An 18,408-nucleotide genomic window follows, 5' to 3' on the forward strand; every position below is an offset into this window, starting at 1 on the left:
TTATTGCCTCCTTGTGCGGGTCATGGCGTGGGCCAGCAGGACGCAGGCCACGGTCAGGGTGAACATGATGGCCGACAGGGCGTTGATGTCCGGCTTCACGCCCAGGCGTACCATGGAGTAGATTTTCAGCGGCAGGATTTCGTAGCTCGGGCCGGTGACGAAGAAGCTGATGAGCACGTCGTCCATGGACAGGGTGAAGCTCAGCAGCCAGCCCGCGCCCACGGCGGGCAGGGTCAGCGGCAGGATGACGTCGCGAAAGGCCCGCCACTCGGAGGCGCCCAGGTCGCGCGCGGCCTCCACGAGGTTCTCGTCGAAGGACGCCAGGCGCGCCAGCACCGTGAGGGTCACGAAGGGCAGGCACAGGGTGATGTGCGACACCAGCAGCGTGCCGAAGCCCAGGCTCGCGCCCAAGACCACGAAGAAGATGAGCAGCGAGATGCCCATGACGATGTCCGGCGAGACGGTGAGCACCAGGATGCTGCCCAGCAGCACCTTGCGCCCGGTGAAGCGGTAGCGGTTGAGCGCCAGGGCCGCCAGGGTGCCCAGCACCGTGGCCGCCGTGGCGGAGACCACGGCCACCACCAGGGTGCGCAGGGCGGCGTCCATGAGCGGGCCGTTGGCCGCCAGGCGCTCGTACCATTTCCAGGTGAACCCGCGCCAGGCCGTGGAGTAGGTGGCGTCGTTGAAGGAATAGACGATGACCACCAGGATCGGCAGGTACAGGAAGGCGAAGACCAGGACCATCCACGCCAGGCGCAGCTTGCGGGTCATGGCGCCCCCTCGGCCAGCAGGTCGTCGGCCTCGTCCTCGCGGGCGCGGCGCGCGGCCACCCGCCACAGCACGATCATCACCGCCAGGGCCACGGTGAGCACCGTGCTGGCTGCGGCGCCCAGGGGCCAGTCGCGCGCGAGCAGCATCTGGTTCTTGATGAAGTTGCCGATGAGCATGGACTTGCCGCCGCCCAGCAGCTCGGGGATGTAGAACATGCCCAGGGCGGGCAGGAACACGAGCATGCTGCCAGCCAGGATGCCGGGCATGGTCAGGGGCAGGGTCACGTTCCAGAAGGCGCGCAGGCTGCCCGCGCCCAGGTCGCGCGCGGCGTCGAGCAGGTTGCGGTCCAGCTTTTCGATGGCCGCGAACAGCGGCAGGATCATGAACGGCAACAGGGTGTAGGTGAAGCCGATGAACATGGCGGTGTCGGTGTACAGCAGCGACACCGGCCCGCTGGTCAGGCCCAGGGCTTCGAGCAGGTTGGAGAGCACCCCGCGCGATTTGAGGATGATGATCACCGCGTAGGTGCGGATGAGCGAGTTGGTCCAGAAGGGGATGACGACCATGAGCAGCAGCCAGGGCCGGGCCCGGCGCCCGGCGCGGGCCAGGGCGTAGGCGAAGGGGTAGCCCGCCAGCAGGCAGACCAGGGTCGCCAGGGCCGCCAGGCGCACCGACTCCCAGAAGATGGCCGCGAAGGTCGGGTCCATGAGCCGGGTGTAGGCGTCCAGGGTCAGGCCGGGGGCGACGAAGTCCTCGGGGTGGCGCGTGAGGAACGAGACCACCAAGAGCCCCGCGTTGGGCGCCAGGGCGAAGACGATCAGCCACGCGGCCACGCCCAGGATGCAGAAGCGCCGGAACAGCGCGCCGTCATGCATCGGGCAGCACCACTTCCCAGCCGTTGACCCAGGTCACGGCCACGGTCTCACCCGTGGCGTAGCTGATCTCCTGGTCGTCCTCGTTGAAGTATTCCTGGGCCAGCAGGGTCTTGCCGCCGTCTTCGCCCTCCAGGCGCACGATGATGTCCACCGTGGCGCCCTTGTAGACGGTCTCCTCGATGCGCCCGGTGAGGAAGGGGCCCTCGGGCCGCTCGTCCACGGCGCGCCACACGCGCAGGTCTTCGGGGCGCAGCAGCACCTTCACGTCGTCGCCCGGGGCGAAGGAGCGGCGCGTCTCCACGGGCATGGACGAGCCCTCGACCACGGCCCGGTAGCGCACGCCGTTGATCTTCTCGGCGATGGTGGCGTCCAGGATGTTGATGTCGCCCACGAAGCGCGCCACGGTGAGGTTGGCGGGGTTTTCGTAGATTTCCTGGGGCGAGCCGATCTGCTCGATGCGGCCTTCGTTCATGACCACCACGCGGTCGGACATGGCGAAGGCTTCCTGCTGGTCGTGGGTCACGAAGACGAAGGTGATGCCCAGCTGGCGCTGGAGGTGCTTGATTTCGAGCTGCATGGCCTTGCGCAGCTTGGCGTCCAGGGCGCTGAAGGGCTCGTCGAGCAGCAGCACCAGGGGGTTGTTGACCACGGCGCGGGCGATGGCCACGCGCTGCTGCTGCCCGCCCGACAGCCGCCCCGGGCGGCGCTTGGCGAAGCCGTCCATGTGCACCGTGCGCAGCACGTCGGCCACGCGGCGGGCGGCCTCGGCGCGGTCCGTGCGCTGCATGCGCAGCCCGAAGCCCACGTTGGCCTCCACTGTCATGTGCGGGAACAGCGCGTAGTTCTGGAACACGGTGTTGACCTGCCTGCGCTCGGGGGGCATGTCGTTGACGCGCCGTCCCGCGATGAACACGTCGCCTTCGGTGGGCGCCTCGAAGCCCGACAGGATGCGCAGGATGGTCGTCTTGCCGCAGCCCGAGGGCCCGAGCAGGGTCAGGAACTCGCCGTTTCTGATGCCCAGGTCGATGCCGTCCAGGGCCAGCAGGTCGTCGAAGCGTTTGGAGACGCCCCGCAGCTCGATGATGCAGTCTTGATCCGCCATGGATGCCCTCGTGGGCCGCGTTGGCCGCTACAGGAACACGAAAGGCCGCAGCCGTGCATCGCGGCCCCGCCGGGGGGCCGCGCCGTTCGTCCGGCCACGCCGGGGGCGGAAAAGCGTCGGAGGGAAAGAAAAAACGGAAAGAGACGCCAGCCGCCTACCCGAGGGCGTGGTCGGACCAGGGTCTACTTCCCGCCGGTCCGGCCTGCCGGGCGCCGCGTGCTGCAAGGCCCCGGCGGGCCCGGCGCAGGTGGCGCAGCAGGTAGCTGGTCTGTCGTCTCATTGCCGCTCCTTGGGAGGGGATGGGCGGAGGCGCCCCGGGGGGCTGTCCCGTCCGTTGCGGGCCTTATGCCACGAACGTGCCGGGCTGACAAGGGGCGCCGTGGCGGCACGGCGATTTCCTGCGCCGGGCGCGGGTCGGAAGCGTTGCCCTCGCGCGGGCTCCGGCCCGGCGCTGCGCCTGCCGCGCTGCGCATTTTTTCGTGCCCGGGCCGGGCCTCAGGGCGTCCAGCGGGCCCACAGCGAGCGCGGCAGCAGCCGGGGGCTGGCGCTGTGCGCCAGGGCCAGCTCGCCCACGGCCAGGGTGCCGCCCGCGCCGGGCATGGCCCCGAGCATCAGGTTGCGCAGCATGAGCGCCGAGGCGTCGGTGTTGTACATGGTCAGGATGACCAGCCGCGCGTCGTCGGAGAGCAGCCGCCCGCAGGTGGCCAAAAGGTCCGCCACCTGGGCCTCGACCTTCCACAGCTCCTTGGCCGGGCCGCGCCCGAAGGCCGGGGGGTCCAGCAGGATGGCCTCGTAGGCGTTGCCGCGCCGCTCCTCGCGGGTGGTGAACTTGGCCGCGTCGTCCAGCAGGAAGCGGACGTTGGTGTCGCCAAGGCCGGAGAGCTCCTGGTTGCGCCGGGCCCAGGCCAGGGCGGTCTTGGAGGCGTCGATGTGCGTGACCTCGAACCCGGCCCGGGCCGCGGCCAGGCTGGCCACGCCGGTGTAGCCGAAGAGGTTCAAAAGCCGGGGCCTGCGCCCGGCCCGGGGTGCGCCGTGGGCCGCCAGGCTCATCCAGTGCGGCCACTGCTCGGGGAACACGCCCAGGTGCTTGGAGGTTTCGGTGAAGCGGGCCAGCAGGCGCAGGTCACCCAGGGGCAGGGTCCACTCGCGCGGGGCCCCGGGGCGCATGGTCCAGCGCTTTTCGTCGTGCACGGCCACGGCGCGGTCCCAGTCGGCCTGGGGCAGGGCCGGGGCCCACCACGCGCGCGGCTCCCCGCGCACCACGACCACATCGCCGAAGCGCTCCAGCTTGCGCCGGTCGCCCGAATCCAGCAGCTCGTACTGGTCCCATCCGCCAAGAAGAACTTCGATGTGCATTGCCGCTCCGAGTGGCCGCGCCCCGGCGTGGCGCGGGACGGGAAAAGGGGCCTGCGGGTCGCGCCGCAAGCCCCTTTGGAATTCGTGGTGGAGATGAAGAGATTTGAACTCTCGACTTCTGCCTTGCGAAGGCAGCGCTCTCCCAGCTGAGCTACATCCCCACTGGTGGTCCGGTCGGCGGGTCCCGACGGCGGAGCAGGTTTTCTTACACGCAGCGGCCCGGGGGCGCAAGCACTATTTCGGCCCCCGGCCCGGGCCCCCGGTGGCTATGGCTGCGCGCCCCCGGCGGCCACGGCCTGGACCATCTCCAGGGTGGTCATGGTCCGCTCGGCCACCTGCTCGGGGCTCAGGCCCTGGTCCAGGAAGCGGCGGATGACCAGGGGCAGCGGCTCGGCCACTTCCACGATGTGCCCGTCGGGGTCCTGCACGCGCAGGCAGCGCTGGCCCCAGGGCATCTCGCGCATCTCGTGCAGCGGGCGGGCCCCGGCCCGGGCCAGGCGCTCCCAGGCGGCGGGCAGGTCGTGGGTCTCGAAATACAGCTCGAAGTTGTCGCGGCCCAGGGGGGCGCCGGGGCTGGGCGGGGCCTCGCCGCGCACGGCCTCAAGCGCGCTGGCGAGCTGCCACAGCGCCAGGCCCCCGGCATAGCTGACGTACTGGTCCCCGACCTCGAAGAGGACCTGCTGGTCCAGGGCCTGTTCGTAGAAGGCGCGTGCGGCGGCCATGTCGGCCACGAACACGGCCTGGCCCTCGAAGGTGATCCGGCTCATGGGGCATTCCTCCCTTTGTGTGCCCTCTACCACGGCGGGCCGCCCGGGCCAAGCCTGCACCCGCCCCCCGCCCCGGGGGCGGGGGACGGCCTCCGGGGCGGGCGCGGGTTGAGGCGCGGGCGATTTTCCCATACACAGGGGGTTCGCACCACGGCCACCAATCCGCAAAGGGGACGCACATGCCGCTCATCATGGGCACCGCCGGGCACATCGACCACGGCAAGACCACGCTCATCAAGGCCCTGACGGGCATCGACTGCGACCGCCTGAAGGAGGAGAAGAAGCGCGGCATCACCATCGAGCTGGGCTTCGCCTTCCTGGACCTGCCCGGCGGCGCGCGCCTGGGGGTCATCGATGTGCCCGGCCACGAGCGGTTCGTGAAGAACATGGTCGCCGGGGCTTCGGGGGTGGACTTCGTGCTGCTGGCCATCGCCGCCGACGAGGGCGTCATGCCCCAGACCCGCGAACACCTGGAAATCTGCACCCTGCTGGGCATCCGGCGCGGGCTGGTGGCCCTGACCAAGGCCGACGCCGTGGACGCCGACTGGCTGGAGATGGTGGTGGAGGACGTGCGCGGCGCCCTGGGCGGCACGTTCCTGGCCGACGCGCCGATGCTGCCCGTGAGCGCGCACACCGGCGCCGGGCTGGACGCCCTGCGCGCGGCCATCGCCGAGCTGGCCGCCCAGGCCCCGGCCAGCCGCCCGGCGGACCTTTTCCGCCTGCCGGTGGACCGTGTGTTCACCATGCGCGGCCACGGCACGGTGGTCACGGGCACGCTGGTTTCGGGGCGCATTGCCGAGGGCGAGGAGGTGCAGCTCTACCCCCAGGGCACGCGCACCCGCGCGCGGGGCTTGCAGTCCCACGGGCAGCCCGTGGCCGAGGCCCTGGCCGGGCGGCGCACGGCGGTGAACCTCGCCGGGCTGGAGGTGGAGGACGTGGCGCGCGGGCAGGTGCTGGCCCGGCCCGGAACCCTGTTCCCCCACACCCTGTGGGACGTGGAGCTGACCGCCCTGGCCTCGGCCGGGCGCGACCTCAAGCACCGCAAGGAGACCCACCTGCACCACGGCACGCGCGAGGTGCTGGCCAAGGTCCTGCTGCTGGACCGCGAGGCCCTGCGCCCGGGCGAAACCGCCCTGTGCCGTCTGCTGCTGCCCGAGCCCATGCCCGGGGTCTACGGCGACCGGGTGGTGCTGCGCTCGTTTTCGCCGCTGCGCACCATCGCCGGGGGGCGGATCATCGGCCCCTGCGGGCGCAGGCTGCGCCGGGGCGACCCGCAGGCCATGGCGCGCCTGCAGGCCCTGGCGGGCGACGACCAGCAGGCCGTGCTGGCCGCGCAGCTGGCCCTGGCCGGGCCGCAGGGCGTGAGCCTGGCCGCGCTGCGCACCATGTGCGCCCTGGAGGCCCGGGCCCTGGAAAAGCTCGTGCAGCAGATGTGCAGCCAGGGCGCGGCCTATCTGGTGGACAAGGACGAGCGCGTCCACGTGTCGGGCGAGGTCATGGAAGGGCTCATGGCCGGGGCCCTGGAGCGCGTGGCGGCCTTCCACCGCGCCGAGCCCATGAAGCAGGGCATCCTGCGCGGCGAGCTGGCCTCGTCGTGGGGCCGGGAGCTGCCCGAGCGGCTGGTGCATTTCGTGGTCGAACGGCTGGTGCGCCGGGGCGAGCTGGTGGCCGAGGCCGAGACCCTGCGCCTGCCGACCCACGCCGTGTCGCTGGCGGCGGACGCCCAGCGCCTGCGCGCGGCCCTGGAGGCCGCCTACAGCCAGGGCGGCCAGACCCCGCCCAACCTGAAGGACGTGCTGGACCCCCTGGGCGTGGCCGCCAAGGACGCCGCCCCGGTGCTGCGCCTGCTCCAGGAGGCCGGGGTGCTGGTCAAGGTCAAGGAGGACCTCTACTTCCACGCCCCGGCCCTGGACGCCCTGCGGGCGCGGGTGGTGGCCTTCCTGGAGGAGCGCGGCGAAATGGGCGCGGCGGACTTCAAGACCGTGAGCGGCCTGTCGCGCAAGTACCTGATTCCGCTGCTGGAACAGTTCGACAAGGAGCGGCTGACCGTGCGCGTGGGCGACATGCGCGTGCTGCGGCGCAAGGAAAAATAGGGGAAATCCCCATTGCCCCGGGGGTTGCGGGCGCGGTAATTTGATCGTGCGGTCGCGCGTGGGCGCGGGCCGCAATGGGTGTGGGCCGCCCCCTTCGGGGGGCGGCCTGTGTTTTTGCGCGCCGCCGGGTCGGGGAGTGGCGTGAAGGGGTGCGCCGACCTGGATGCGGACTCCGGCAGTGTGCCTCGACCCCCGGCTGCGGGGCTGCACAAGCCCGATTCCCGCGTCTAGATATTGGTCAGGCTGCGCACCTGGCGGCCCAGGGCCTGCTGGGCGTCGTAGGCCCGCAGGCAGTCGGCCACGCACTCGGCCACCGCCGCCCCCAGGCGCTGGCGGGGCACCCGGCGCACGCGCGAGGCCAGGGCCGCGCCGTCGGCCATGGTCAGCTCCAGGGAAAAGGCGGCCCAGGGCTCCGCGCGGCGGGCGCGCACGGGGTCGGGCGCGGTGCGCTCGGCGTGCAGCCGGACGCTGGCGATGCGCCTGCCCTGCAAGGCCAGGGCCTTGTTCACGGTGTCGCGTTCCTGCGGGGTCAGGTCCAGGCGGCCCGCAGGCGAATCGGGGCTGCGCAGGGTGAAGGCCGCAGCCGGGGCCGCAGGGGTGCCCGCAAGGTCCAGGTCCAGCCCGGCCAGGCCCATGCCCAGGCCCAGGGCCAGCCCGCCCAGGGCCAGGGATGCGAGGAGAATGCCGAGGGTTTTCATGCTGCTGCGTGCTTTTTGGGATTTGGCCGCCCCTCCCGGAGGGGCGGGCCGCTGGGTGCGACAGGGGGAGCATAGCGCGGCGCGGCGGCGGCGCGGTGACGGCCGGTCGGCATTCCCGTTGCGGCCCCGGCCCCTGGCCCACGCGGCGCTTTCGTTTTGCCGCGCATGAGGGTATACCCCGGGCTGGCGGCGGCGGCGCAAGACAAAGGCCCCGCCGGAGCGGGGCCTTGTGGTCTTGTGGGGTGAGAGATGGGACTTGAACCCACGGCCACCTGGGCCACAACCAGGTGCTCTACCAACTGAGCTACTCCCACCGTGAAGGGAGAAACGTCTACCCGAGCTTCGGGCGGCGGTCAAGCCTTTTCAACCCGCAAAAACAACGGAACGCATCCATGGAAAAACTTGTCATCGAAGGTGGCCGCCCCCTGGCGGGAACGGTGCGCATCAGCGGCTCCAAGAACGCCGCGCTGCCCCTGCTCTTCGCGGCCCTGGCCGTGGACGGGCCGGTGACCTTCACCAACGTGCCGCGCCTGCGCGACATCCATACGACCCTGAAGCTGCTCGAAATCCTCGGCTGCACCACGGCCTTCGACCAGGGCACCGTGCGCGTGGACACCGTGGGCCTGACCCCCGAGGCGCCCTACGATCTGGTCAAGACCATGCGCGCCTCGGTGCTCTGCCTGGGGCCGCTTTTGGCGCGCCTGGGCGAGGCCCGGGTGGCCCTGCCCGGCGGCTGCGCCATCGGCGCCCGGCCTGTGGACCTGCACCTCAAGGCCCTGGAGGCCATGGGCGCCGTGTTCGAGCTGGAGGACGGCTACATTCGCGGCACCTGCCAGGGCCGCCTGCGCGGCGCGCACATCCCCTTCGACTTTCCCACCGTGGGCGGCACCGAGAACCTGCTCATGGCCGCCGCCCTGGCCGAGGGCGAGACGCTGCTGGTCAACGCCGCCCGCGAGCCCGAGGTGGTGGACCTGGCCAATTTCCTCGCCGCCTGCGGCGCGAAGATCAGCGGCCAGGGCACGAGCATCATCCGCGTGGAGGGCGTGGAGCGCCTGGCGGGCTGCGCGTACCGCATCATGCCCGACCGCATCGAGGCCGGGACGTTCCTGTGCGCCGCGGCCATCACCGACGGCGAGCTGCTGCTCGAGGACTGCCCGCTGGGCGAGCTGGAGGCCGTGGCCTCCAAGCTGCGCGAGATGGGCGTGTGGATCGAGGAGACCGCCGGGGGCGTGCTCTGCCGCCGGGGCACGGAGCTGGTGGGCGTCAACGTGACCACGCTGCCCTTCCCGGGCTTCCCCACGGACATGCAGGCCCAGATCATGGCCCTGATGTGCCTGGCCAAGGGCACCGGCGTGGTCAAGGAGACCATCTTCGAGAACCGCTTCATGCACGTGCCCGAGCTGGGGCGCATGGGCGCGCGCATCTCCCTGGACGGGCGCACCGCCGTGGTGCGCGGCGTGGCCGGGCTGACCGGGGCGCCGGTCATGGCCTCGGACCTGCGGGCCTCGGCCTCGCTGGTGCTGGCCGGGCTGGCCGCCCGGGGCACGACCCACGTGCAGCGCATCTACCACCTGGACCGGGGCTACGAGCGCATCGAGAACAAGCTCGGCGCCGTGGGCGCGGTCATCCGCCGCGAGCGGGAGTAGGGCGGCCCCGGAGCCCGCAAAAGCAGGCGGCCCGCCCGGAACACTCCGGGCGGGCCGCTTCGCGTGGGCCGGGCCCGCGCGGGCTCAGCACACGCCCAGGCGCTCGATGGTTTCCAGCACCACCAGCCCGTCCTGCCCGCTGATGGGCATGGGCGTGCCCTGGCGCAGGGCGCCCAGGAAGGCCGTCAGCTCGCTGCGCACGGGCTCGCGGTAGAGCACGGGCCATTCCTTGATGGTGTAGTGGTCGTTGTAGTCCTGGAAGCGGCTGTAGGCCTTGACCTGCTGGGTGATGAGGTTGGCCTCGATGTAGCGCGTGGTGGTCGCCACGCGGATGAAGCGCGACTTGTAGGGCGTGATCCAGTTGGTGGAAATCTGCCCCAGCACGCCGTTTTCCATCTCGGCGGTGATGAGCGCCGTGTCCTCGTGCTTGCCGATGGTCGTGGCCGTGACGGCGAAGACCTTCTTGTACTCCGAGCCGGAGATGTGGCGGATGAGGTCGATATCGTGGGAGCCCAGGTCGCGGATGACGCCCACGTCCTGGATGCGCGGCGGGTAGGGGCCCACGCGCTCGATGGTGATGGAGATGACCTTGTCCTCGGCGGCCAGCTCGCGCACGCGCTGCACGGCGGGGTTGAAGCGCTCGATGTGCCCGACCATGAGCGGCACGCCTGCGGCGCTGGCGGCCTCCAGGAGTTGGCGGCCCTGGGCGGCGCTGGCGGCCAGGGGTTTTTCGATGAGCAGCGGGATGCCCCGGGCGATGACCGCCAGGCCCACGGGCAGGTGGTGTACCGTGGGCACGCACACGCTCACGGCGTCCAGGGGCTGGGCCAGCAGGGCGTCCAGGGTGTCGAACACCGGCACGCCGAACTGCTTGTGCATGGCGTCCAGGGCGGCGGGGTCGCTGTCCATGACCCCGGCCACGCGCACGCCGGGCATCTCGGTGTAGTTGCGCAGGTGGACCCGGCCCATCCAGCCCAGGCCGATGACGCCGACGTTCATGGTCTTTTGCATGCGGGGAAACCTTCCTTTCGCGCCCGGGGCGGGCCGCCTGATGGCGTTGGCGTTGCCTCGGGGGCGTGTTTGGCTTAGGGTCGCTCGGGCGTCGTACCAGATTCCGCCCCGGTTGCCAAAACCTTGTTTGGGCGCAGGCCCGCAGGGAGGAAGACCATGCAAGCCACGGGAACCATGAGCCAGGGAGCGGGGCCGGTGTGGGTCAGCGCGGGCGAGGTGTCGGGCGACCTGCACGGCGCGCTGCTGGTGCGCGCCATGGCCGGCCTCGCCCCGGGCCTGCGCTTCACCGGCATGGGCGGCCCGGCCATGGCCGGGGCCGGGGTCCAGGCCGCTTTCGACATCGCCGAGCTGTCCCTGGTGGGGCTGACCGAGGTGCTGGCGCACCTGCCGCGCATCGCCGGGCTGCTGCGCCGCATGCGCCGCCGCATGGCCGAGGAGCGCCCGGCGGCGGTGGTCTGCATCGACGCGCCGGACTTCAATTTCTTCGTGGTGCGCATGGCCCGGCGCCTGGGCATCCCGGTGTTCTACTACATCTGCCCCCAGGTCTGGGCCTGGCGCGCCGGGCGGGTGAATTTCCTCAAGAAATACGTGCAGCGCGTGCTGTGCATCCTGCCCTTCGAGAAGGCCTTCCTGGCCGAGCGCGGGCTGGACGCCGACTACGTGGGCCACCCCCTGACGGACCAGATTCCGCTGGACGCGCTGCGCGCCCTGGCCCCGGAGCCGGGGCGGGTGGGCATCCTGCCCGGTAGCCGCACCCGCGAGATCGAGACCCTGCTGCCCGAGTTCGGCGCCGCCGCGCGGACCATCGCCGTGCGCATCCCGGGGGCGGCGTTTTCCATCCTGCGCGCCCCGGGGGTGGACGAAGCCCGGCTGCGCGCCCTGTGGCCTGCGGACCTGCCCGTGGAGATCGTGCCGCCCGAGGAGCGCTACCCGGCCATGCGCCGGGCCCAGGTGCTGCTGGCGGCCTCGGGCACGGCGACCCTGGAGGCCGCGCTCATCGGCACCCCGGCGGTGGTGGCCTACCGCGTCTCGGCCCTGTCCTACGCCCTGGGGCGGCTCGTCGTGGGCGTGCCGAACATCAGCCTGCCCAACCTCATCCTGGGCGAGCGGGCCCTGCCCGAGCTGCTCCAGGGCCAGGCCAACGGCCCGGCCATCGCCGTGGAGGCCCTGCGCTGGCTCACGGACCCGGCGGCCATGGCCGAGGTCCGCGCGCGGCTGGCGCGGCTGGCCGGGATGGTCGGCGAGCCCGGCGCCCCGGGCCGCGCGGCGCGCATCATCCTGGACGGCGCGGGCCTGGGGCCCCGGCCCGCCCGCTGACCGGAGTGGCCGTGCGCGGCGGCGGCGGCGAATTCCCCTCCCGGGCCGTGCCCGGCCTGCTGCCCTGGCAGTTCCCCCTGTGCGCCCTGCTGCTGGGCCTGTTGGCCCTGCGGTTTCCCTGGCCCGCCCTGGCGGGCCTTGTGCTGCTGTGGGCCCTGGCCGGGGCGGGCCCGGGGCGGCGCGCCGCCCTGCTGGGCGCGGCCTTCGCCCTGGGCTGGGGGCTGGCGGCCTGGGCCATGCCCGCCGGGCCCGGCGAGGTGGCGCCGTGGATGGCCGAGCGGCGCGTGGCCGAGGTCACGGGGCGGGTGGCGCGGGTGGAGAGCGTGCCCGGGCGGCAGCTGCGCGTGTTCCTGGCCGGGGCGCGCTACGCCCTGGACGACGGCGCACAGGGCGCCCTGCCCGGGCTTGTGTTGTGGACCTGGCAGGAGCCCCTGGCCTGGCCGCACCCCGGGCAGAGCGTGGCGGTGCGCCTGCGGGTGCGCCCGGTGCGCGGCTTCGCCAACCCCGGCCAATGGGACGCGCGGTTCCACTGGGGCCGCCAGGGCGTGTTCTACCGCGGCTTCACCCGGGGCGAGGGCGGGCAGCCCCGGCTGGGCGACGAGCCGCCAGGGCCCGGGGCCCGGCTGCGCGCCAGCCTGCGCCAAGCCGTGGAGGCCGCCGCGCCCGACGGGCCGGGCCGGGCGCTCTTGGCCGCGCTGGTGCTGGGCGAGCGGTTTTTCGTGGCCCCCGAGGCGTACGACACGGTGCGCCGCTCGACCCTGGCCCACAGCCTGGCGCTGTCGGGCATGCACCTGGGCTTCGCGGCGGGCCTGGGGCTGGGGCTGGCCTGGGCCCTGGGCCGGTTGTGGCCGGGGCTGCTGCTGCGCATGGCCCGGCCCCGGCTGGGGGTGCTGCTGGGGGCGCCGCTGGTGGGCCTCTACGTCTGGCTGGGCGGGGCTACGCCCAGCCTGCTGCGCGCGGGGCTGATGTTCGCGGCCTGGGGCGCGCTGCTCCTGCTGGGCCGGGGCCGGGTGCTGCTCGACGGGCTGCTGCTGGCCCTGGCGCTGCTGGTTGCCGCCGATCCGCTGGTGGTCCACGACATCCGCTTGCAGCTCTCCGCCGTGGCCGTGGCGGGCATCGCCGTGCTGGTGCCTCCGGTCTGGCGGCTGCTGCCCGGGCGCGAGGCGGCCCGGGGCGCGGGCCCGGCGGTCTGGGCCGCGCGGGGCGCGCGGGCCCTGGCCGGGGTGCTGCTGGTCAGCCTCGCGGCCAACGTGGCCCTGCTGCCGCTTCTGGTCTGGAATTTCACGGAAACAGGACTGGCGCTGCATCTCAACGTCCTGTGGCTGCCGGTGCTGGGGCTGGCGGCGGTGCCCGCCGGGCTGGCGGGGGCGGTCCTGGCCGTGACGCCGGGGCTGGGCGAGGCCGGGCGCTGGCTGCTGGGAGCGGACGCCGCGCTGCTGGAAGGGGCCATGGCCGCCCTCTCGGCCCTGGACGCCCGGGGCTGGCTGCCCGTGGCGACGCTTCCGCGCCCGCTGTGGCCGCATCTGGTGGGCTACTACGCGCTGCTGGTCGGGCTGGCGGCCCTGGTCCATGCGCGGGCGCGCGCGGCCCTGGGCGTCTGCCTGGCCGGGGCGCTGCTGCTGGCCTGGCCCGGGCTGTGGGCCGGGGCCACGGGCCAGGGCCGGGCCCTGGGGCTGACGGTGCTCGACGTGGGCCAGAGCCAGGCCGTGCTGCTGGACCTGCCCGGGGGCGGGCGCGTGCTGGTGGATGGCGGCGGCGGCTTTCCCGGCGGGCTGGACCCGGGCCGGGCCGTGGTCCTGCCTGCCCTGGCGCGCGGGCGCTGGCCGGGGCTGGACATGATGATCCTCAGCCACCCGGACCACGACCACTACGGCGGGCTGGGGGCCGTGGCCGGGGCGGTGCCCGTGGGCGTGTTCGTCCATGGCGGGCGCTGGCCGGACAGCGGGTCGGGCCGGGCCCTGCGCGCGGCGCTGGAAGAGGGCGGGGTTCCCGTGCGCACCGTGGGCGCGGGGGATGTGCTCGACCTGGGCCCCGGGCTGGCCCTGGAAGTGCTGCACCCCGGCAACCAGCGCAGCCGCGGGAGCAGCAACAACCAGTCCCTGGTGCTGCGGCTGGTGTGGCACGGGCGGCCCCTGGCGCTTTTGCCCGGCGACGTGGAGCAGGCGGGCATCCAGCGGCTGCTGGCCGAGGGCGCCGACCTGCGCGCCGGGGTGCTGGTCGTGCCGCATCACGGCAGCGCCAGCAGCCTCTCGCCCGAGCTGTACGCGCGGGTGGGCGCCCGGCTGGCCCTGGCGGGCACGGGGTTCCTGAACTACCTGGGCCTGCCCGACGCGCAGGTGCGCCTGGCCCTGGCCAGGGCCGGGGTCGCGCTTTACGACACCGGGCGGTGCGGGGCCGTGCGCGTCACCTGGGCCGCGCCGGACGCCCCGGCGCGCCTGGAAACGGCCCTGGGCTGCCCGGGCACGGCGGCCATGCCCTGAGCGGGCGCCCGGCGGGGCGGTGCATGGGGCGCCCCGCCGTCGCCAAAAAAGGCCGGGGCCGGTGCGTTGTTTTGCGCGCACCGGCCCCGGCCCTTTTTGCGCCCTGCGCCCTGCCACTGTGCACGGCGCGGGGCGCAGGGGTTCCGGCGGCCTGCTAGAAGTCGAAGCCGACGAGCTCGCGCACGGCGGCCATGGTCTCGCAGGCCTTGGCGCGGGCCTTGCGGTTGCCCTCGGCCAGCACATCCCACAGCAGGGCGGGGTCCTTGTCGTAGACGGCGCGGCGGGCGTGGATGGGCTCCAGGAAGCGCTCCATGGACTGCACCAGCAGGCGCTTGCAGTCCACGCAGCCCCAGGAGGCGTCGCGGCAGCCGGTCATGATTTCCGGCAGGCGGTCGGCGTCGGTCATGATCTTGTGGTAGGGGAACAGGTTGCAGACGTCGGGGTCGCCGGGGTCGGCTTTGCGCAGGCGGTTGGTGTCCGTGAGCATGGCCATGACCTTCTTGCGCACGGAGTCCATGTCCTCACCCAGGGCGATGGCGTTGCCGTAGCTCTTGCTCATCTTGCGCCCGTCCAGCCCCGGGAGCTTGGACTCGCGGGTCAGCATGGCCATGGGCTCGGGGAAGTAGGGCGTGCCGGTCTCGCCGCCGCAGTTCAGGTAGTTGAAGCGCCGGGCGATCTCGCGGCACAGCTCCAGGTGCGGCAGCTGGTCCTCGCCCACGGGCACATGGGCCGGGCGGAACATGATGATGTCCGTGGTCATGAGCACCGGGTAGCCCAGAAAGCCGTAGGTGTTCAGGTCCTTGGCGGCCAGCTGCTCCTTCTGGTCCTTGTAGGTCGGGCAGCGTTCCAGCCAGCCCAGGGGCGTGATCATGGACAGGATCAGGTGCAGCTCGGCGATCTCCTTGATCTGCGACTGCTGGTAGATCACGCATTTTTCGGGGTCCAGCCCGGCGGCCAGCCAGTCCTTGGCCAGCTCGGGCACGAACTGCTTGATGCGCCGGGGGTCGGCGTATTCGCTGGTCATGGCGTGCCAGTCGGCCACGAAGAAGAAGCAGTCGTAGTCCTGTTGCAGGGCGACCCAGTTGACGAGCACGCCGAAGTGGTGGCCGAGGTGCAGCGGCCCGGTGGGGCGCATGCCGGAGACGATGCGTTGTCTTGCGTTGGGCATGGGGCTGGACATGGGGCTCCCCTGGTCAGGGCAGGATGTGGTTGAGCAGGGCCCAGATGGGCTGGAACACGAAGCGCAGGGCGCCGGAGACCACCAGCAGGACGATGATGATCATGCCGTAGCGCTCGAGCTGCATGTAGCGCCAGGCCCAGTTGTGCGGCAGCAGCTCGGCCAGGATCTTGCTGCCGTCCAGCGGCGGGATGGGCAGCAGGTTGAACACGGCCAGCACGACGTTGATGATCACGCCGAACTGGGCGATGAGGTACATGGGCTCGAAGTAGGGCGCAAGCAGGCTGCCCGGGGCCGGGATGTTGGCGCGTAGCAGGGAGAGCGCCGCCAGGAAGGCCACGGCCAGCAGCACGTTGGCCGCCGCCCCCGCCGCCGAGACCACGATGAGCCCCTGGCGCACGTTGCGGAAGTGGCGCGGGTTCACGGGCACGGGCTTGGCCCAGCCGATGATGAAGCCCCCGGTCATGGCCGTGATGATGAACACCAGGGTGCCCATGGGGTCCAGGTGGGGCAGGGGGTTCAGGGTCAGGCGCCCGGCCAGCTTGGCCGTGGGGTCGCCATACCACCACGCCGCCAGCCCGTGGGCCACCTCGTGGCAGGTCACGGCCAGCAGGAAGGGCACGGCCATGATGGCGATGCGCTGGATGCTCTCGGCGAATTCGAACATAGGGGCTCGGGGTTATCACATGCCCGCGCGGCGGGCAAGCCCGGGGCGCAGGGGCCGGGCGGGCCCGGGCGCGGGGCGTGCCCTTGCCTGCGGCGGGGTTGCGGTTGGCTTGGGGCCGGGGCCCGTTCGGGCTCCGCGCCCGCCCCGGGCGCCGGGGCGGGCGGCGGGCCGCTAGGCGCTGGCCAGGGCGGCGGTCACCTTGGACTTGAGCTCGGTCAGGTCCACGGCCTTGACCACGTAGTAGTCGGCGGCGATGGATTTGAGGTCGTGCTGGAAGCTGTCGTAGGCCGTGCACAGGATCACCGGCAGCTTCTGCTCGCGGCTTCTGATCTGCTGGAGCAGGTCCAGCCCCGAGCGGTTGGGGCCGAGCTTGATGTCGAGGATGACCACGTCGGGGTGCTCGCGGTCCAGGGCCGCGAGGATGTCCTCGGAGCCGTCGGACGTGGCCACCTGGTAGCCCTCGGCCTGCAACTCCTCCTGGTAGAGCATCCGGATGTGCTTCTCGTCGTCGACCACGAGGATCTTGTGCATCGTCGCCCTCCTGCGCGCTGCGGCGATTGCGGTCTGCGGCGCAAGGGGTTATCCTTGGCCCATCTGCACCGTCATGGTGGAACGGAACGCGGGAAAAAGCAACCCTGCGGAGGATTTTCCTTGCGGTTTCGAGGGCCCTGGTGCTAGGGGAGCATCCCCCACTGAAACGATAGGATATACCCATGCCCGAGCTTCCCCCGGTGACCGTGGCCCTCGAGCGCGAGGGCCAGACCCTGGTCTACCCCCGGCTGAACACGGCCCACCAGCTGCTGAACCGCCTGGGCCTTGGCGTCAACGACTGCCTGGTCATCCGCGCGGGTGAGCTGCTGACCCCCGACCGCAAGATCCACCCGGGCGACGCCATCACGGTGCGCACCGTGGTCTCCCGAGGCTGACCCTATGAAATGCTCCCGTTGCGGCGCCGTGGCCCAGGTGGCCCTGCCCAGCCACCACAGCGGCTTCTGCCCCGACTGCTTCCGGGTCTTCTTTTCCCGCCAGGTGGAGCGCGCCATCCACCAGCACCGGATGTTCTCCCCGCAGGAGCGGGTGCTGGTGGCCCTGTCCGGCGGCAAGGACTCCCTGAGCCTGTTCCGCGAGCTGGTGCTCCAGGGCTACGACGTGACCGGGCTGCACATCGACCTGGGCATCCCCGAGTCGTCCCCGCCCGCGCGGGCCAAGGTCGAGGCCTTCTGCGCGGCCCTGGGCGCGCGGCTCACGGTGCTGGACATGACCCGCGAGGGCCTGCCCATCCCGCAGGTCAAGGCCAGCGTCACGCGGCCCATCTGCGCCGTGTGCGGCAAGATCAAGCGCTACTTCTTCAACAAATTCGCCATGGACAACGGCTTTGCGGCCATCTGCACCGGGCACAACCTCGACGACGAGGTCGGCCGCCTGCTGGCCAACACCCTGCGCTGGGACGTGGCCTACCTCTCGGACCAGGGGCCCAGCCTGCCCGGGCGCGAGGGCTTCGTGGCCAAGTGCCGCCCGCTGTACCGGGTTTCGGAGTACGAGACGGCGGCCTACGCCTTCCTGAACGGGCTGGACATCCATGTGGCGCCGTGCCCCTACAGCAAGGGCGCGAGCTTCACCCGCCGCAAGGAGCTGATGAACCGCCTGGAGATCGAGAGCCCCGGAGCCAAGTTGCAGTTCTACGAATCGTTCCTGAAGAACGCCCGGGCGCATTTCGAGGCCGCCGAGGCGCGCGGCGGGGCGGCCCTGGCCCCGTGCCGGAGCTGCGGCTACCCGACCTCGGCGGGGGTCTGCACGGTGTGCCGCATCCGGGAAAAGCTGGCGTAGCAGGCTTTTTGCCGATCCGGCCCCCGGGGCGGCACTTTTTGCGCCGCACATCTTGAAATGACGCCACTTTTCAGGTATCGGTTGCATTGAATTCGTGAACGGAAGAATCGCACTGTAGCAGAACAACCATCGCCCTGGGGGGGCACAATGCGCACCATCGTTTCCACTCTGCTTTGCGCCGCGCTGGCGGCCATCCTGCTTTCCGGCTGCGCCGTCGGCGGCAAGGGCGGCAACGTCGCCCAGGGCGCGACCTACTTCGTCTGCACCGGCACCATGTTCTCCGACGAGCCCGGCACGGTGACGGCGGTCCACGCCGCGGTGCTCGACGCCCTGGTGGCCCTGGAGCTGCCCGTGACCTACGAGAAGAAGGACAACCTGGTGGCCGTGGTCGAAACCACCACCGCCGAGGGCAGCCCCATCGAGATCAACGTGGCCTACCGCAAGGCCGACCTGACCCGCGTGACCTTCACTTCCACGGACCGGGTGGACCAGTACAAGCTGTCCGGCCTGCTGGAAGAGATCCGCAGGAACCTGGCGACCATCTAGGCCGCGCCGGGTTCGCGCGCAATTTGTGCGGCGCCTGCGGCCCCCACCGGGGCCGCAGGTCCTTTCGCGCCTTGC

General features: G+C 72.0%; 18 protein-coding genes and 2 tRNA genes. 7 read left to right on the forward strand and 13 right to left on the reverse strand.

Annotation, left to right across the window (positions count from 1 at the left end):
- The 7 genes from potC to G495_RS0102070 all read right to left on the reverse strand — a co-directional run bounded on the left by potC (position 1) and on the right by G495_RS0102070 (position 4,871).
- Complete coding sequence (gene potC / locus G495_RS0102045) at positions 1–771, reverse strand: spermidine/putrescine ABC transporter permease PotC (protein WP_028586444.1); 771 nt, start codon at positions 769–771, stop codon at positions 1–3.
- The gene (locus G495_RS0102050) at positions 768–1,646 is read right to left on the reverse strand and encodes an ABC transporter permease subunit (RefSeq protein ID WP_028586445.1); all 879 of its coding nucleotides are present in this window, start codon (positions 1,644–1,646) and stop codon (positions 768–770) included. The genes potC and G495_RS0102050 overlap by 4 nt, the downstream gene beginning before the upstream one ends.
- Positions 1,639–2,748 carry a spermidine/putrescine ABC transporter ATP-binding protein PotA gene (potA, locus tag G495_RS0102055; protein ID WP_028586446.1) on the reverse strand — a complete coding sequence of 370 codons (1,110 nt, stop codon included), beginning with the start codon at positions 2,746–2,748 and terminating at the stop codon, positions 1,639–1,641. Before potA ends, G495_RS0102050 begins: the two co-directional genes overlap by 8 nt.
- Positions 2,749–2,902: 154 nt before the next feature.
- The gene (locus G495_RS22720; protein WP_281171678.1) at positions 2,903–3,028 is read right to left on the reverse strand and encodes a hypothetical protein; all 126 of its coding nucleotides are present in this window, start codon (positions 3,026–3,028) and stop codon (positions 2,903–2,905) included.
- 215 nt (positions 3,029–3,243) lie between these two features.
- Positions 3,244–4,104: a class I SAM-dependent methyltransferase gene (locus G495_RS17135; protein WP_035250487.1), complete on the reverse strand. Its 861-nt coding sequence runs from the start codon at positions 4,102–4,104 to the stop codon at positions 3,244–3,246.
- A gap of 85 nt (positions 4,105–4,189) precedes the next feature.
- Positions 4,190–4,265: transfer RNA gene (locus G495_RS0102065), tRNA-Ala, on the reverse strand.
- Between the two features lie 105 nt (positions 4,266–4,370).
- A complete protein-coding gene (locus tag G495_RS0102070) occupies positions 4,371–4,871 on the reverse strand; it encodes a VOC family protein (protein ID WP_051444969.1) in 501 nt (166 codons plus the stop codon).
- A gap of 179 nt (positions 4,872–5,050) precedes the next feature.
- Here G495_RS0102070 and selB point away from each other — a divergent pair, with 179 nt between their 5' ends.
- Positions 5,051–6,964, forward strand: a complete 1,914-nt coding sequence (gene selB, locus G495_RS0102075; RefSeq protein ID WP_028586448.1) for a selenocysteine-specific translation elongation factor — start codon at positions 5,051–5,053, stop codon at positions 6,962–6,964.
- Between the two features lie 227 nt (positions 6,965–7,191).
- Here the strand turns inward: selB and G495_RS0102080 are convergent, their stop codons facing one another.
- Positions 7,192–7,662: a hypothetical protein gene (locus G495_RS0102080; protein ID WP_028586449.1), complete on the reverse strand. Its 471-nt coding sequence runs from the start codon at positions 7,660–7,662 to the stop codon at positions 7,192–7,194.
- Between the two features lie 238 nt (positions 7,663–7,900).
- Positions 7,901–7,976 (reverse strand) — tRNA-His (locus G495_RS0102085).
- A 78-nt stretch (positions 7,977–8,054) separates the two neighbouring features.
- Between G495_RS0102085 and murA the strand changes: the two genes are divergently transcribed.
- The gene (murA, locus tag G495_RS0102090; protein WP_028586450.1) at positions 8,055–9,308 is read left to right on the forward strand and encodes a UDP-N-acetylglucosamine 1-carboxyvinyltransferase; all 1,254 of its coding nucleotides are present in this window, start codon (positions 8,055–8,057) and stop codon (positions 9,306–9,308) included.
- 84 nt (positions 9,309–9,392) lie between these two features.
- Here murA and G495_RS0102095 read toward each other — a convergent pair whose 3' ends face one another.
- Positions 9,393–10,319, reverse strand: coding sequence for a Gfo/Idh/MocA family protein (locus G495_RS0102095; protein WP_245588341.1), 927 nt, complete (start codon positions 10,317–10,319; stop codon positions 9,393–9,395).
- A gap of 156 nt (positions 10,320–10,475) precedes the next feature.
- Between G495_RS0102095 and lpxB the strand changes: the two genes are divergently transcribed.
- On the forward strand, positions 10,476–11,636 hold the full coding sequence (lpxB, locus tag G495_RS0102100; RefSeq protein WP_245588342.1) for a lipid-A-disaccharide synthase: 1,161 nt from the start codon (positions 10,476–10,478) through the stop codon (positions 11,634–11,636).
- An 11-nt stretch (positions 11,637–11,647) separates the two neighbouring features.
- Positions 11,648–14,116, forward strand: a complete 2,469-nt coding sequence (locus G495_RS0102105; RefSeq protein WP_028586453.1) for a DNA internalization-related competence protein ComEC/Rec2 — start codon at positions 11,648–11,650, stop codon at positions 14,114–14,116.
- A 154-nt stretch (positions 14,117–14,270) separates the two neighbouring features.
- Here the strand turns inward: G495_RS0102105 and trpS are convergent, their stop codons facing one another.
- From trpS to G495_RS0102120, 3 genes are all read right to left on the reverse strand, one after another.
- Positions 14,271–15,296, reverse strand: coding sequence for a tryptophan--tRNA ligase (trpS, locus tag G495_RS0102110; protein WP_028586454.1), 1,026 nt, complete (start codon positions 15,294–15,296; stop codon positions 14,271–14,273).
- Positions 15,297–15,309: 13 nt separating this feature from the next.
- Positions 15,310–15,960 (reverse strand): site-2 protease family protein, encoded by a 651-nt coding sequence (locus G495_RS0102115; RefSeq protein ID WP_028586455.1) that lies wholly within the window; start codon positions 15,958–15,960, stop codon positions 15,310–15,312.
- Between the two features lie 171 nt (positions 15,961–16,131).
- A complete protein-coding gene (locus tag G495_RS0102120; RefSeq protein ID WP_028586456.1) occupies positions 16,132–16,491 on the reverse strand; it encodes a response regulator in 360 nt (119 codons plus the stop codon).
- Between the two features lie 182 nt (positions 16,492–16,673).
- Here G495_RS0102120 and G495_RS0102125 point away from each other — a divergent pair, with 182 nt between their 5' ends.
- The 3 genes from G495_RS0102125 (at position 16,674) to G495_RS0102135 (ending at position 18,333) form a co-directional block, all read left to right on the forward strand.
- On the forward strand, positions 16,674–16,886 hold the full coding sequence (locus G495_RS0102125) for a ubiquitin family protein (RefSeq protein ID WP_028586457.1): 213 nt from the start codon (positions 16,674–16,676) through the stop codon (positions 16,884–16,886).
- Positions 16,887–16,890: 4 nt separating this feature from the next.
- A complete protein-coding gene (locus G495_RS0102130) occupies positions 16,891–17,787 on the forward strand; it encodes a TIGR00269 family protein (protein WP_028586458.1) in 897 nt (298 codons plus the stop codon).
- Positions 17,788–17,934: 147 nt separating this feature from the next.
- The gene (locus G495_RS0102135) at positions 17,935–18,333 is read left to right on the forward strand and encodes a DUF3568 family protein (protein ID WP_028586459.1); all 399 of its coding nucleotides are present in this window, start codon (positions 17,935–17,937) and stop codon (positions 18,331–18,333) included.
- Positions 18,334–18,408: the final 75 nt, after the last annotated feature.

Origin of the sequence: Desulfocurvus vexinensis DSM 17965 (assembly GCF_000519125.1) — a bacterium.
In the GTDB taxonomy this organism is placed as follows: Bacteria; Desulfobacterota; Desulfovibrionia; order Desulfovibrionales; family Desulfovibrionaceae; genus Desulfocurvus; species Desulfocurvus vexinensis.